Annotated in this window: 17 protein-coding genes; 5 read left to right on the forward strand and 12 right to left on the reverse strand. The window is 32.4% G+C overall.

The genetic code is table 11. The features are described from left to right. Window positions 1-357 precede the first annotated feature (357 nt). Window positions 358-522, forward strand: coding sequence for a hypothetical protein (locus tag E0Y80_RS20145; protein ID WP_156309445.1), 165 nt, complete (start codon window positions 358-360; stop codon window positions 520-522). Between the two features lie 33 nt (window positions 523-555). Further along, window positions 556-2172, forward strand: coding sequence for a hypothetical protein (locus E0Y80_RS20150; protein WP_156309446.1), 1617 nt, complete (start codon window positions 556-558; stop codon window positions 2170-2172). 85 nt (window positions 2173-2257) lie between these two features. Here E0Y80_RS20150 and E0Y80_RS20155 read toward each other — a convergent pair whose 3' ends face one another. Genes E0Y80_RS20155 through E0Y80_RS20165 form a run of 3 tightly spaced genes read right to left on the reverse strand, consistent with a single transcriptional unit; the run spans window position 2258 to window position 3815 of the window. Further along, the gene (locus E0Y80_RS20155; RefSeq protein ID WP_156309447.1) at window positions 2258-3091 is read right to left on the reverse strand and encodes a glycoside hydrolase family 16 protein; all 834 of its coding nucleotides are present in this window, start codon (window positions 3089-3091) and stop codon (window positions 2258-2260) included. A gap of 10 nt (window positions 3092-3101) precedes the next feature. Next, complete coding sequence (locus E0Y80_RS20160; protein WP_156309448.1) at window positions 3102-3566, reverse strand: SOS response-associated peptidase family protein; 465 nt, start codon at window positions 3564-3566, stop codon at window positions 3102-3104. Window positions 3567-3575: 9 nt separating this feature from the next. Next, on the reverse strand, window positions 3576-3815 hold the full coding sequence (locus E0Y80_RS20165; RefSeq protein ID WP_156309449.1) for an SOS response-associated peptidase family protein: 240 nt from the start codon (window positions 3813-3815) through the stop codon (window positions 3576-3578). A 307-nt stretch (window positions 3816-4122) separates the two neighbouring features. Between E0Y80_RS20165 and E0Y80_RS20170 the strand changes: the two genes are divergently transcribed. Beyond that, entirely contained in the window at window positions 4123-4653 is a 531-nt protein-coding gene (locus E0Y80_RS20170; RefSeq protein ID WP_156309450.1) for an O-acetyl-ADP-ribose deacetylase, read from the forward strand. Between the two features lie 73 nt (window positions 4654-4726). Further along, window positions 4727-5242 (forward strand): GNAT family N-acetyltransferase, encoded by a 516-nt coding sequence (locus E0Y80_RS20175; RefSeq protein WP_156309451.1) that lies wholly within the window; start codon window positions 4727-4729, stop codon window positions 5240-5242. 26 nt (window positions 5243-5268) lie between these two features. On the opposite strand, the gene E0Y80_RS20180 is transcribed toward E0Y80_RS20175, so the two are convergent. From E0Y80_RS20180 to E0Y80_RS20200, 5 genes are all read right to left on the reverse strand, one after another. Next, window positions 5269-5661, reverse strand: a complete 393-nt coding sequence (locus tag E0Y80_RS20180) for a barstar family protein (protein ID WP_156309452.1) — start codon at window positions 5659-5661, stop codon at window positions 5269-5271. Between the two features lie 397 nt (window positions 5662-6058). After that, a complete protein-coding gene (locus E0Y80_RS20185) occupies window positions 6059-6403 on the reverse strand; it encodes a hypothetical protein (protein WP_156309453.1) in 345 nt (114 codons plus the stop codon). A gap of 156 nt (window positions 6404-6559) precedes the next feature. Continuing rightward, window positions 6560-7636: a hypothetical protein gene (locus E0Y80_RS20190; protein ID WP_231596119.1), complete on the reverse strand. Its 1077-nt coding sequence runs from the start codon at window positions 7634-7636 to the stop codon at window positions 6560-6562. A 22-nt stretch (window positions 7637-7658) separates the two neighbouring features. Beyond that, window positions 7659-8222: a hypothetical protein gene (locus E0Y80_RS20195; protein WP_156309455.1), complete on the reverse strand. Its 564-nt coding sequence runs from the start codon at window positions 8220-8222 to the stop codon at window positions 7659-7661. 26 nt (window positions 8223-8248) lie between these two features. Next, the gene (locus E0Y80_RS20200; RefSeq protein ID WP_156309456.1) at window positions 8249-8410 is read right to left on the reverse strand and encodes a hypothetical protein; all 162 of its coding nucleotides are present in this window, start codon (window positions 8408-8410) and stop codon (window positions 8249-8251) included. Between the two features lie 598 nt (window positions 8411-9008). Between E0Y80_RS20200 and E0Y80_RS20205 the strand changes: the two genes are divergently transcribed. Continuing rightward, window positions 9009-9836, forward strand: a complete 828-nt coding sequence (locus tag E0Y80_RS20205; RefSeq protein ID WP_156309457.1) for a glutaminyl-peptide cyclotransferase — start codon at window positions 9009-9011, stop codon at window positions 9834-9836. Between the two features lie 7 nt (window positions 9837-9843). Here the strand turns inward: E0Y80_RS20205 and E0Y80_RS20210 are convergent, their stop codons facing one another. The 4 genes from E0Y80_RS20210 to E0Y80_RS20225 all read right to left on the reverse strand — a co-directional run bounded on the left by E0Y80_RS20210 (window position 9844) and on the right by E0Y80_RS20225 (window position 12008). After that, a complete protein-coding gene (locus tag E0Y80_RS20210) occupies window positions 9844-10236 on the reverse strand; it encodes a VOC family protein (protein ID WP_197091699.1) in 393 nt (130 codons plus the stop codon). Window positions 10237-10260: 24 nt separating this feature from the next. Then, the gene (locus E0Y80_RS20215) at window positions 10261-10980 is read right to left on the reverse strand and encodes a DUF2071 domain-containing protein (protein ID WP_156309458.1); all 720 of its coding nucleotides are present in this window, start codon (window positions 10978-10980) and stop codon (window positions 10261-10263) included. Between the two features lie 13 nt (window positions 10981-10993). Continuing rightward, the gene (locus E0Y80_RS20220; protein WP_156309459.1) at window positions 10994-11725 is read right to left on the reverse strand and encodes a sugar-binding protein; all 732 of its coding nucleotides are present in this window, start codon (window positions 11723-11725) and stop codon (window positions 10994-10996) included. Window positions 11726-11816: 91 nt separating this feature from the next. Further along, entirely contained in the window at window positions 11817-12008 is a 192-nt protein-coding gene (locus tag E0Y80_RS20225) for a hypothetical protein (protein ID WP_156309460.1), read from the reverse strand. Window positions 12009-12330 lie beyond the last annotated feature (322 nt).

Consider the following 12330-nt stretch of genomic DNA (forward strand, 5'->3'; position numbering starts at 1 on the left):
TCCTTCAGGAATGATAAGCGGCATTAAAGCTTTAAATGAATCGTGCATCTCTATATAAGTTCAAAGCACAAATATCTAATTATTTTTTATCCCCTCCACAACTTTTGTACATGATCCATATTACAGAGTAAATTATTCCATTTTTAAGTTTTTACCACATATCAATAGCAATCTGTAGTTATCAATTTACAATTCATAATTAACTACCAATATCCCGATAATATATAATAAAGAAAATGAATTAACTATTTATTTTTACAATGTTTTCAAAGGGAAAGCATTAGAATTTACCGAAAATCACTAACTATTAACTCGGATTCTAAATTTTATTAAAATTATTAACTAGGTGCAAGTATTATGGATAAAAAATACACTAGCCCCCGGATTGAGGTTTACGACATAAACCTCGAGGAAGGTATTGCTTCAGGATCGGCATTTGTCCATCCGCAAAATGGCGAAAACGATGTAATGGAACAATGGTATGAAGATGACCAGCAGACCAAAAACATCGATTGGTTCTAATTTATCAAACACACTAAGATTAAATCAAGGAAAATGAAATTTACTCTACTTAACAAAAAGGCTACTTTTAAAACTATGTTCTTTATAGCCGTACTGTTGTTTACCTTTCAATCATGTAAGAAGTCTGATTCTGACCCTTCTTCTGGTGGTAAAACCACAGTAAATGTTAAACTATCGGTCGGCACACCAGATGAAGAAAGATTACTGGTAGGAAATAGCAAGACTACAAAAAGAAATACAGAGTCCAATGTACAATTATCGACAGTTGAGGTTAGTGATGGAATCAGTATGGACGTTATGGTTATTAAAGATGCTGAACCATCAGTTTTAAAATCAAGTTATAGCTCATCTGAGGCAAAAGCTGCCACTCAAACCGTTACAACATCATTAGAAGCTGATGTTAAATACCGTATTGCAGTTTACGATGATAATGGATTGCACAAAGGGAATTATGATTATGCTTTTGGAAATGAAGGTGTAACCGGTGGTATCCAATTGGATGCAGGAAGCACTTATACTTTTGTAGTATATTCAGTAAATAGCAAAACTAATTTACCTAACATATCGAACCAAGGAACATTATCCACAGCCTCATTAAACAATATATCTGAGGATTTAATGTTTTTCAAAAAGACAATGAAATTAACACCTGGAGATAATAATTTAAATGCTGTATTAGTCCATCAATTTAGCCAAATTACGACGACCATTGAAATGGATCCAAGTATGACTGGCTCGATTGAATCATTAACCGGGACGAAAATCAGTCCTACGAAAAGCAATGGATCATTAAAATTCAGCAATGAATCATTAAGTTTTCCAAATCTAAACACAAGTACAAATGTTACATTTCCAGCACTTATACCAGGAATTAGATCAATCACGAGCGAGCCTACTTTTATCATAAGCCCATCCACCACCTCAGCTACTTTTGCAATAAGTTCGATTAAATTAGATGGTGAATCAAAAGCAATTTCGGTTCCTGATATCAAGATTACGCCAGGGCATAAATACAATTTAGTTTTGAAATTCAGATCATGTACACAAAATGTGACGACGAGTGGATTAAATTGGAATTATCCAGAAGTTTCATGGGATGAATGGGTTTGGGGTCAAGGTCTTGTAACGTTTAAAGGAATTAAAAAGGATAACAAATATTATAAAAACAATGAGGTAATAACCAATACCTTCTCTGCACCTGAATCAGATTATGGATTTGTTTTTGACATCACTGATTTAGATAATGCTTTCAATATGCGTGTCAATAATCAGTATATTTTTGGAACGAGTACGAATCATCAAATTCAATTTCAGACAAATTCTCGTTTAGGAACGGAAAGAAATATAGAATTTATAGATGGAACAGAATATTCGTTGGGAGGAATTGCTGAGGTTTACAACCTTCAAGGCACAAATGCAAAACCTTTGATCCGCATTATGATTAGTAGAAATGGTGAAGTTACCATGTTAGGAAGTAAGACTAGTGGAGGAGAATTAATGCAGTTAAGATTGAAGAATAATCAATCATTCAAGACCGTGAATTGGAATAAAACTGGAGCCAATTCAGTTGTTGTAAGTCAGAAAGTTGATGGTAGAACAATCATAATTGGTACTGGACATGGACGTAAAAGAATAAAATGTCCAAAATAAATTGAACCCATTTAATTAACAGGAATATAATTTTAGAATTAACGGCCAAACAAGTGTTTGGCCGTTTTCTATATATCGAATTTTTCTATTGATAAACTTTTACCCAATCAATTTCCATTTCTACTGGCAACTGGTTTTGGTCAACTTTACCTACCCAATTACCACCTAATTGTTGATCTATCAATATAAAAAAGGGCTGATCATAAGGCCATTGTGTCGGGTCTACTCCTTCTTTTCTAGGATAGGTAAATGTATCCTTTCCATTTAATTGGAAAACTATTTTATCAGGATACCAGCTTAAACCATAAATATTATATTCACCTGCTTCAACTGCTGCCGTTCCCCCATGCGGTGGATTATCTTTTTGACCCAAATTTAATGTATAATGGGAATGGGTGGTTTGATAGATTATTTTATCATAATTGAGATGTTCCATTATATCCAACTCCCCATTCATAGGGTACTTTCCATATTTATCTAATTCCGCAAGCATCCACATGGCAGGCCAAGCACCTTGTGCAGAACCCAATTTAGCACGAATTTCAATTCTACCATATTGAAAAGCAAACTTGTTTTTACTCCAGATTCCACCAGTTATAAAAAGTCTAGGATCATTCTTGGTATCGGGATTATTAATCCCTAATAAAAACAACTTTCCACCCTCCATTCTAAAGACAGCGTCGGAAGTACTCATATGTCTATTCCAGTCGGATTCACCTTTTGGAATACGGCTCCATTTCGTTGAATCGATTTCAGAGCCATTGAAATCATCTTGCCATACTAATTTCCAGTTTTTCTGTTCACGATTTTCTTTTTGAATATAAACGTAAGGTTTATCATTTAATTTTTGAGTCACTGAACATGAGCTCATTAATGCTGCAGCAATAATTCCTGTAAGGTAAAGGTTTTGATTTTTCATAAGTATGTTATTAAAATAAACTAGTTTGACCAGTCCATTTTTCTTGAATATTCGGTCTGTTTGTTTCCTCTCCTCTAGCACCTGTTACTCGGTAAACCTGATGTTCTTCCAAATCACCTTGAAAGGGAACCATAAGATTTTGTATTTCGCCTTTGCCTTCAGCAAATAACCAAGTATCTCGGTCTTTTTCATCAATAATCAAAGGCATTCTTTTCTTTTCGTTATGAATTTCTTCTAATAAAGGATTTGCGGGAGTTGTAATTATTGAAAAAGTAGGATAATTATCAGCAGTATCCTGATCTGTAAATTTAGAGAAAACTATCCCGAGGGTTAAGATTTCCTTTTTAGGATGATAAATGAAAAAATTTTCAGATTCTTTTCTTCCACTGACCTTATGTGGTTCATAAAATCCAGTTATGTAGAGCAATCCCCTATTATTTAAAATATAGTTCTTGTAGCTCGCTTTCTCAAAAATACTTTCAGATTAGGCATTTAATGTATTTGCATATTTTGAGGCTTCAGTATCGGTTTTTATCCATCCTGGAATTAATTTCCATCGAGCTTGAACGATAGCGTCAAAATTATCGTTCAAGGTCACGGGTAAGAAAGGACGGGTAAATCCTGAGATATGAAAGATTTCATTCTCATTGGGATAATACACCTGTTTTTTAGGCAATTTATTCTTCAATTCTGCTTTACTGGGGGAACCAACATGGTAGCACATAATGGTAATGATTGATTTGTGATGAAAATAAGCTTTTTTTTAAGAATAAAAGGTATTCTTAAAAACAATTATACCCCAACTCGCTTGGGGTATAATCTACTGCAAATTGACAAGTAGATGTAAATCTTTTCTGAAAAGAGCCAATTTGCAAATCGTATGGTTGTATTGCGATATGCGTTGTAAACATCTTTTATTATTTGGGAACAATCTAAAATGAAATTAGTTTTATAAATTTTATTTGAAAGATTAATCTTTCAACGATTTTATCTCTAAATGGTTCATTCAATAATAATTAAATAAGAAAATAATGAATACAAAAATAGATATTAAGCAAGGTGATATTACTAAAAGCGAAAATGATGCAATTGTTAATGCTGCAAACACCTCACTATTGGGAGGAGGCGGTGTAGACGGAGCCATACATCGAGCTGGCGGAAAAGCAATTCTAGAAGAATGTCAGCATATACGAAATAGACAAGGTGGTTGTAAAACAGGAGAAGCAGTAATAACAAACGCAGGCAATTTAAAGTCAAAGTATGTTATACATGCTGTAGGTCCTGTATGGAAAGATGGATCACATCATGAAGACGAATTGCTTTACTCTGCTTATCATAAAAGTTTGAAACTTGCATCAAAAAATAATCTCAAAACGATTGCATTTCCAAATATAAGCACTGGAATATATGGCTTTCCAAAAGACAGAGCAGCAAAAATTGCAATTCAGGCAGTTCAAGATTTCTTGATAGAAGATGAATCCATTGACAATGTAACATTTATATGCTTTGATGATGAAAATTACCGTATTTACACGCAATTATTGGGAAAAACTATAATTTAAGCGTCATAACTCATATTTTGACTCTCGTATTTCCATTTATTTGAATACATTTAAGTTCCCCAGTAAATAAATTATGATTGATATTAAAGTAGCATCTATAGACGATTTGCTAATTATACAGAAAATTGGACGCGAGACATTTCTTGAAACATTTGAATCAGAGAATGAATCTGATAACATTCATGAATATTTAGAGGAAAGATTTTCAGAAACGCAAGTGCATAATGAGCTCAAAAATCTAGAATCGATATTCTACATCGCTTGGGACCAAGAGGATCCCATTGGTTATTTAAAGCTCAATATTGGAGCTGCCCAAACAGAATTTAAAATGGATGACCATATAGAAATTGAAAGAATCTATGTCTATGCTAGTCATCATGGAAAACAAGTTGGTCAACTTTTATTTTTTAAAGCCTTGGAAATAGCAAAAAATTTAAGGGTTCCTACAATCTGGTTAGGCGTCTGGGAGGAAAATGCCCGAGCAATAAATTTCTACAAAAAAAATGGATTTGAAGAATTTGACAAACACATTTTTAAACTCGGAAAGGATGAACAAACGGACATCTTGATGAAGAGAGCAGTTGTATAAAGAAATAGGCGATGAATTATCATCGCCTATTTCTTTATTAGTTCAATATTTTTATGTTCATCAATGATCTCTAAAATTATATCAAAATAGGTTTGGCCTTTTCCGGAGTTAAGCTCTTCCAATTTTTTCTGAATAATATCTGAATTGTAATCGTCAGGAAATTCCAATTTTTGAGCATAAAATTCCCTCGTAAATTCATGACCAAATAAGCATTTGTTTTCTTCAAAATTCTTCCAAACTAAACGTATTTCTTCATTTTCCTTCAATATTCCAAAGCCACCATATAGGAGGTCATCAAGCGCATCTAAGCTTTCTCCCAATTGCCAATCTTCATTTTCCATAAACTGTCTATTAATTTCTTCATATAGACTGCTTTTGTCGGTAATCCTATTTCCGTCGATAACAATTTCTTTCTTCATATACGCTCAAAAATAAGAATTTAAAGGTTAGTGTTAGTCGACAAATTTGTCTTTACATGCGTCATAAACCAATTTTTGACTACTAACTTCTGACAAATCTTTAAGCTTAAATTTTTCTTGTGTACATGTTATGACCTCGCCCGACCAAATATAGAAGCAAGAAATACAATCAACATTGACAAAATATACGGTCTTTCCTTTACATTGTCCGGAATACAAATTTTCGCTATATACAATATTATCGGCTTCTTTTTTACAACTTAGGCTTTCTTTAAAATAATCTTTCATCTTAAGTCGACATTCACTTTCATTGATTATCGTACCTTCTTTTTCACAAGATATAAGGCTGAATAAAATCAAGCTAAAAAGAAACAATTTCCCTTTCATAAGCATAGTTTTAATTTATAAATTTTTTAGTGCAGGAATTATAAACCTGTTCACGATTTTTCAGTTCTGCAAAATCTTCAAAGATAATTTTTTCAAGGTTACAGGTGAAGCCAAATGCAGGAGGAACTGTATTACATAAAGGGCACATCGTATCCACGAAATAGACGGTTTTGCCTTTATAATCCCCAGCGTAAAGGTTGTTTTCCATTTCTCCTTTTTTACTACATCGAAGCTCATCTTTAAAATGGCTCTTTAATTTCATTGCGCATTCAGAACCAACATTAGCATCTGCATCTTTTTTACAGGAAATAAGGGTAAATAATAATCCAAAAGAAAAAATAAGTAAGTGTTTCATAATTTTCATAATTGTTTATGTTAACTGAACGAAGAATATTATGGCATTGCTACATAAAATTTTACTTATTCGAAAAATATAGAGAAAACAAAAGAGCCTGAATAAATTCAGGCTCTTCCGTCTACAAATTATGTTTATAAAAAATAATTCTCAATATTAAGTCGTTGGACAAGCAATCTTCGCTTGGCCATATCCCTTGCCTACAACAAATGTTGTATTGGATACCCTTTGAGTCACTTTAATGGTATTAGTTCCGGTAGTATTCCAAGTTACTTTTTGGAATGACAAACCTTCTTTCAATAATAATTGAAATAAAGGACCACCACTTGTTTTACTACCCAACATGGTCACCTCGCCAGTTTTACTGATAATAATTCTAACTAAAGGAGCAGTAGCAGTTCCTTTTAAATTCCAAATATCAGCAATTCCGTTTTGGCCATACTCGGTATTATCAGGGAATTTGATGTTTCTTGTGATAATTCCTTCACCATTAGCAGTATTATCATAAGTCTGGAATTGAACTTGTGCTTTTGTTGGATCAGGCAATCTTGAATCTAACAAAATCTGTTTTCCATTAACTGTCATATTAATTGCATTATCCAATTCTGTAACATCAAAAGTAAATCCGTAGTTTGATGCCGGAGTAGTAAATACCTTTTCTAATAAAGTTCCATTAGGATAGTTAACATTATTCGGACCAGTACATCCTGTATACGAACTATTAACTGGATATCTCCAATTCATGGCATCATCAGCCATATTAACCTGTTGCGTACATGTTCTGAAGTTCAGATTTAAATTGTATTTACAACCTGGAATAATCTTAATATTTGCAATTGAAAAATTAGTTTTTGTTTCGTCATCAATGGTAATTGATCCAAATTTCAAAGTTTTATTTGTTGCTGATGGATTTATTAATAAAGTTGGATCACTAGTAACAGAACGTAATCCTACTCCAGTTAACAATGTTGGAAAGTTTAAAGGAGCATACGTACTTTGATTACCCTTGTAAGCAATAGCATCTGAACTAAATGTGTAAGATGCGCTAGCGTCAACAGCTCCAATGGTTGTACTCGATATTGTTTTAATAGAGCCAGTCATTTTTGAATCCATAGATAACTTTGTGGTAATCATACTGAACTTATGTTTCATTATAATACCTAATTTAGTATCTCCATGTGTAATATCTCTGTCCTTTGAGATATAAACCATCAAATCTTTGTTAACATCCAATAGCTGTGCATTTGCAAAAGTATTAATACCATTTTTTGTAGGTTACAGCAGGAAGAGCGTCCGTTGCACTGTTAATTGAATATGCTATAAAAGTATATTTAAATCCTGCATCTAAACTCATTGGCCCAGTTGAACCTTCACTTCCATAAGTGTAATCCTTAGATTGGTTAAATGTTCCATTAGCATTAAATACCAATACACGATATTTAACACCTTTAGTTAATTCAGCAGTTCTAACAGTTGCTGCCATGTTTTCATTTCCGCCTCTGTAAACTGTTGAATTGCTAACGACTTTATTAGATTTGTTATTATCTTTAGTCATAACAACATCTACAACGAAATCGTCGTAAACAATTGAAGTATCCTTTACAATGCCTGATGCAGAAGAAGTTCCATTGCTACTTTTCTTTTCGAAATTAATATCATCCTCTTCAAATGATACACCATCAACCTGAACACTTACTGTAGCATCTCCATTGCCATTTCCAGATTCGTTTGATTTTTTACAAGAAGAGAAATTAAGCATTAAAATAGCCAAAAAGCCAATGCTCATTTTCGAAATCATATTTTTACTAATTGTATTCATGTTCTATATTCTATCCAATTTTTGTATTACCAATCAATATTTCTAGTATCGTCTGCTTCTTCAGTCCATTCATCTTGAATATATCCCTTCTCATTTCCAGGATAAATTTTAGCTGAACCTATGGCTATATCAGCTTCCATCTGAACTTTGATTATACTGATGTGAGGAGTTTTGTATTGCTTTCTCATCGTTTTTCATTTTAAATTGCCGAAGATTATATTGAAATGAATTAATCAATTCTTTACCTACAGTTAATCTTTTGTAGCAATTTTTTTAAATTAATTTTAATTTTCTAATAGTTGTGTGCCATATATTTATGGTCTACAAAAGTACGCATGAAATTTATTCCCTGAAATCAATAGTACCTTTTTCGGGTAGTTAATTTTAATTTGTAGTATAACTCCTACAGAGGAGAATTGTTTAATATTTTTTGCTAATATGATTTAGTTGCCCATAAAGCTGGTTCAAAACTTTATTTATTAAAAATTTGAATTATTGAAATTCAATAAAAACTTAAAAAAATCGTCATTTATTTTGTTTAAACCAGGCTTTTTTATTTCTCTTCCTTAGCCCATTTTATGCTAATATTAATTAAGAAGTAATAGTTGTTTAAACATGCGTGTTTAAAGGAATATTTTCCTTCTTGGAAATTGGATTTAACGAATTGTAATAAATAAAGAAAAAGATGGAAGTATCGATGTTATTAATTGACAAGAACATATGATAGGGAATTATTTTTATTAATTTCAGGTATTTGATACTAATCTTTAAATTGATAAAATAAGAATGTTCCTAAAATATAAAGGATTAACCCTAGCTGCTCTATTTTCTGTATTGCTTTTTTCTTGCAATTCTGATTCAAATAGAAAAAATGAAGAAATCTACTCAGAAAGCTCAACTATTTCAGAAGCCCCAATTATTCCCTACGAGATTATCGGTCAAATTGTTCATGATACAACTGCATTTACACAGGGCCTTATTGTTCACAACGGAAATTTAATTGAAGGTACCGGAATAATAAAGCAAACTAGAATTAGCCAAATAGATACAAGTTCCGGGCAGATAAAAATCTTAAAGAATAATTTCGAGGATGACATTTTTGGGGAAGGTATTACCATTTTCAATAATAAACTCTATCAGCTTACTTATAAAAACAATGTAATCTTTGAATACGAATTCGATAATTTAAAAGCACCTATGAGAACTTTTCCTTGGAACAAGGAAGGTTGGGGAATAACGCATGATTCTACCTCACTCATTGTTAGCGACGGAAGTTCAAAATTGTACTTCCTCAATCCTGATAACATGAAACTTGTCAAAGAAATTGAAGTAAAGGATAACTTAGGTTTAGTGGATAGCATCAATGAACTTGAATATATTGACAACTTTATTTATGCGAATAAATGGGGGTCTGAAATTATATATAAGATTGAGCCATCTACGGGTAATGTAGTTGGTAAAATTAGTTTTGAAGGGATTATTCAAAGGTATGACAAAAGCTTCCAGTATAACGGTGAAAATGTCTTGAATGGAATAGCATGGGATCAAAAGAAACAGGAATTATTTGTTACCGGAAAGAATTGGCCTCAAATATTTAAAATAAAGTTTAATTGATCTTTTACTAACCTTCATAATTATGGAACTCGGTAATGGTAATAAAATAACCATCTAAATCCCGAACCGAAAATTCCATTTTCTTGGAATTTGGATTGAGATGTATTACCTCTGCAATTTCTAAATTCATTTGCAAAGCAGTATTATAAATACTTTCAAAATCCTCTGTTTTTAAATATAATATCAATCCATTGCCATGAACCTGATTTGGTTTCATCATAGATGGATGTCCATGGTCTCCCCAATGATGTAAACATAGAATAGTATTTCCTTTATTATCTTGCAATACAGCAAAATTTGCACCTCCATGTGCATTCTTGAGTCCGAATAAATTTTCATACCATTTTGAACTTATCAAAACGTCTTTTACGGCAATTATTGGATCTAATTTCATCTTCATAAAATGGATTTTAATAGAGAACACTTAAAGACAAGAAATAGATTTTAAAGATTTCCATTCGTGCTCAATATTTTCCATTAAGATGGCATTATCAAATTTTATACTCCCCTCTGGGAATTTAGTTTTATCATCAAAAAAACTGGACCTGACCTCTTTAACTCTTAATGGCTTAACTTCCCAATTATAGGTTTCTAACTTTAAACCATCAAATTTTTTTCCATTTGGAGAATAACCAACAGATCCATTGGAAAAGAAATCTGAGACCGTTTTCAAATCATTAAAAACTGAATCTGCATTTAATGAATTACTAATTTCTGCATCAACAGAAATACTTGTTTGATCCAAGCTTAAAAAGTCTAAATGATATTTCCTGTTTGATTCTTGCACATTAAATTTCGCATAATCATGTTTTCCAGGAAAGAGCCTTCCACCTATAATTGAGTTTAATCTTAAATTAGTATCCCTTCTGGGAATATATACCCCTTCCTTCTTACTGCCATCCTCATCAATCCATTCAACAGCAAATCGATGAGCTGCATTTTCGGAATTGACACCCATAAAATCTGGAAATCCTTTGGGTTTAATTTTTTTAAGACGAATTAAGCATATCCCAACTATTGCTTTATCAGCATACAATTTAGGAGTAAATGGTTTAGGTATTAATTTAGCAACAATCTCTGGATCTGCTATATAATTAATCAACATCCTCCTATCAATAAATCCGTGTATATTCGGTATTTTCATAGAATATGATGGTTTATTTTGAAGATTGAAACTTGACTTTCTTAAAAGCAGAGGGAGTGTGAAAATCGGGTTTTTCGGTGGTCGGTTTTACCCATGAAATCCAATTAACGGAAGGATCTTGAAGGTTCAGATTATTAAATTCAGCTCGAAAAATGCCGAGGTTAATATTTTCTAACGGATTGGATCCCGATTTATTCAGGCTTTTAATGAAAGACATAGGAAGACGACCTTCTAGGATATAGCCATTTTGATTTAGAACTCCTTTAATTTCCATCCCTTTCAAGTTCCAGTTATAATCAAACTTCCTATAATAATGAGCGATGTAGTCCAATACCTTAGCACTTGGCGAAATTTCAAAACAATAGTATTCCTTTAAGTCTGGATCGGCTGTAATAAATATTTCTCCACGGTCTCCTCTTGCCACATCGGATTCTTTTTGGAATGGCGCTTCAACCACATTTTTATCTTCAATATCAAAACAAAAGTAAAACCATTCCTGATCATAAAAACTCCTAAATACCGTATTTCCAAAATTTGGGTTGCTCCAGGGAGAGATGAATTGATGTATTTCAAATAAGTCATTCTGATTTTTCCAATCGGACAAATCTCCATCAATAACCAATTGGGAATTGGAAATAAACGGAATTTCAACTTCCTTGTTCTGAGCCTTTGTGCATGTAATAAGGACGGCTGAAAATGAAATTGTGGATATAATGACTGATGGAAGAAAAGATTTTAAGGACATAAATAAAGAATTGATTAATTAAAATTAATCAATTCGAATTTAGCTTCAAAGGCTAATTAATCTCAAATATTGGGTTAAATAGAATATTAAATTATTTTCTTTCCCTTCTGGCAGTACTGAGCTTAAGAATTAAAAGCGAAATCAACAATGCAATCCCATATACAATTGCTAATGCAGGTTGGTCAAACTTATTTGTACTAAAATTAAACTGTTTATAAAGGACAACAGCAAGTATAATGGTCATTATCCCATAGGCAATTGAGATCGCTTTTCTATTATCCATTGATGCTTGTAAAAATAACTGATAAAATAATCTGTTTGGTAGTATGATTCATCGAGGTCGAAATTACTATAATATTTTTTGATTTTTTTTGAATATTGGGATGTGGAGGGAATTATTGGAAAGGATTTTTTTATTTGTAGATATGTGTTGATGATTTGATGGGGGTTGGGGTTGGGTTGTTGTGCTTTGGGGATGGGGAGAAAAGGGATCAGTTTCAAAACCTGTGGACTAAGCAAATAATTTGGTTAACCTGAACAGGAAGAAATTGATGTCACCTACACCTCTAAACTGGCTTCTGAAAGCCTTTATCTTTGCATTGAAA

The organism is Sphingobacterium endophyticum, assembly GCF_009733535.1.
Classification (GTDB): Bacteria; Bacteroidota; Bacteroidia; order Sphingobacteriales; family Sphingobacteriaceae; genus Sphingobacterium; species Sphingobacterium endophyticum.

Coding starts and splice junctions, on each gene's coding strand:
- E0Y80_RS20225 (WP_156309460.1), bottom strand. CDS start 12,008: ATGGATAATAGAAAAGCGATCTCAATTGCCTATGGGATAATGACCATT.
- E0Y80_RS20165 (WP_156309449.1), bottom strand. CDS start 3,815: ATGTGCTACCATGTTGGTTCCCCCAGTAAAGCAGAATTGAAGAATAAA.
- E0Y80_RS20195 (WP_156309455.1), bottom strand. CDS start 8,222: ATGAATACAATTAGTAAAAATATGATTTCGAAAATGAGCATTGGCTTT.
- E0Y80_RS20170 (WP_156309450.1), top strand. CDS start 4,123: ATGAATACAAAAATAGATATTAAGCAAGGTGATATTACTAAAAGCGAA.
- E0Y80_RS20215 (WP_156309458.1), bottom strand. CDS start 10,980: ATGAAAATACCGAATATACACGGATTTATTGATAGGAGGATGTTGATT.
- E0Y80_RS20155 (WP_156309447.1), bottom strand. CDS start 3,091: ATGAAAAATCAAAACCTTTACCTTACAGGAATTATTGCTGCAGCATTA.
- E0Y80_RS20220 (WP_156309459.1), bottom strand. CDS start 11,725: ATGTCCTTAAAATCTTTTCTTCCATCAGTCATTATATCCACAATTTCA.
- E0Y80_RS20205 (WP_156309457.1), top strand. CDS start 9,009: ATGTTCCTAAAATATAAAGGATTAACCCTAGCTGCTCTATTTTCTGTA.
- E0Y80_RS20210 (WP_197091699.1), bottom strand. CDS start 10,236: ATGAAGATGAAATTAGATCCAATAATTGCCGTAAAAGACGTTTTGATA.
- E0Y80_RS20175 (WP_156309451.1), top strand. CDS start 4,727: ATGATTGATATTAAAGTAGCATCTATAGACGATTTGCTAATTATACAG.
- E0Y80_RS20180 (WP_156309452.1), bottom strand. CDS start 5,661: ATGAAGAAAGAAATTGTTATCGACGGAAATAGGATTACCGACAAAAGC.
- E0Y80_RS20185 (WP_156309453.1), bottom strand. CDS start 6,403: ATGAAACACTTACTTATTTTTTCTTTTGGATTATTATTTACCCTTATT.
- E0Y80_RS20145 (WP_156309445.1), top strand. CDS start 358: ATGGATAAAAAATACACTAGCCCCCGGATTGAGGTTTACGACATAAAC.
- E0Y80_RS20150 (WP_156309446.1), top strand. CDS start 556: ATGAAATTTACTCTACTTAACAAAAAGGCTACTTTTAAAACTATGTTC.
- E0Y80_RS20200 (WP_156309456.1), bottom strand. CDS start 8,410: ATGAGAAAGCAATACAAAACTCCTCACATCAGTATAATCAAAGTTCAG.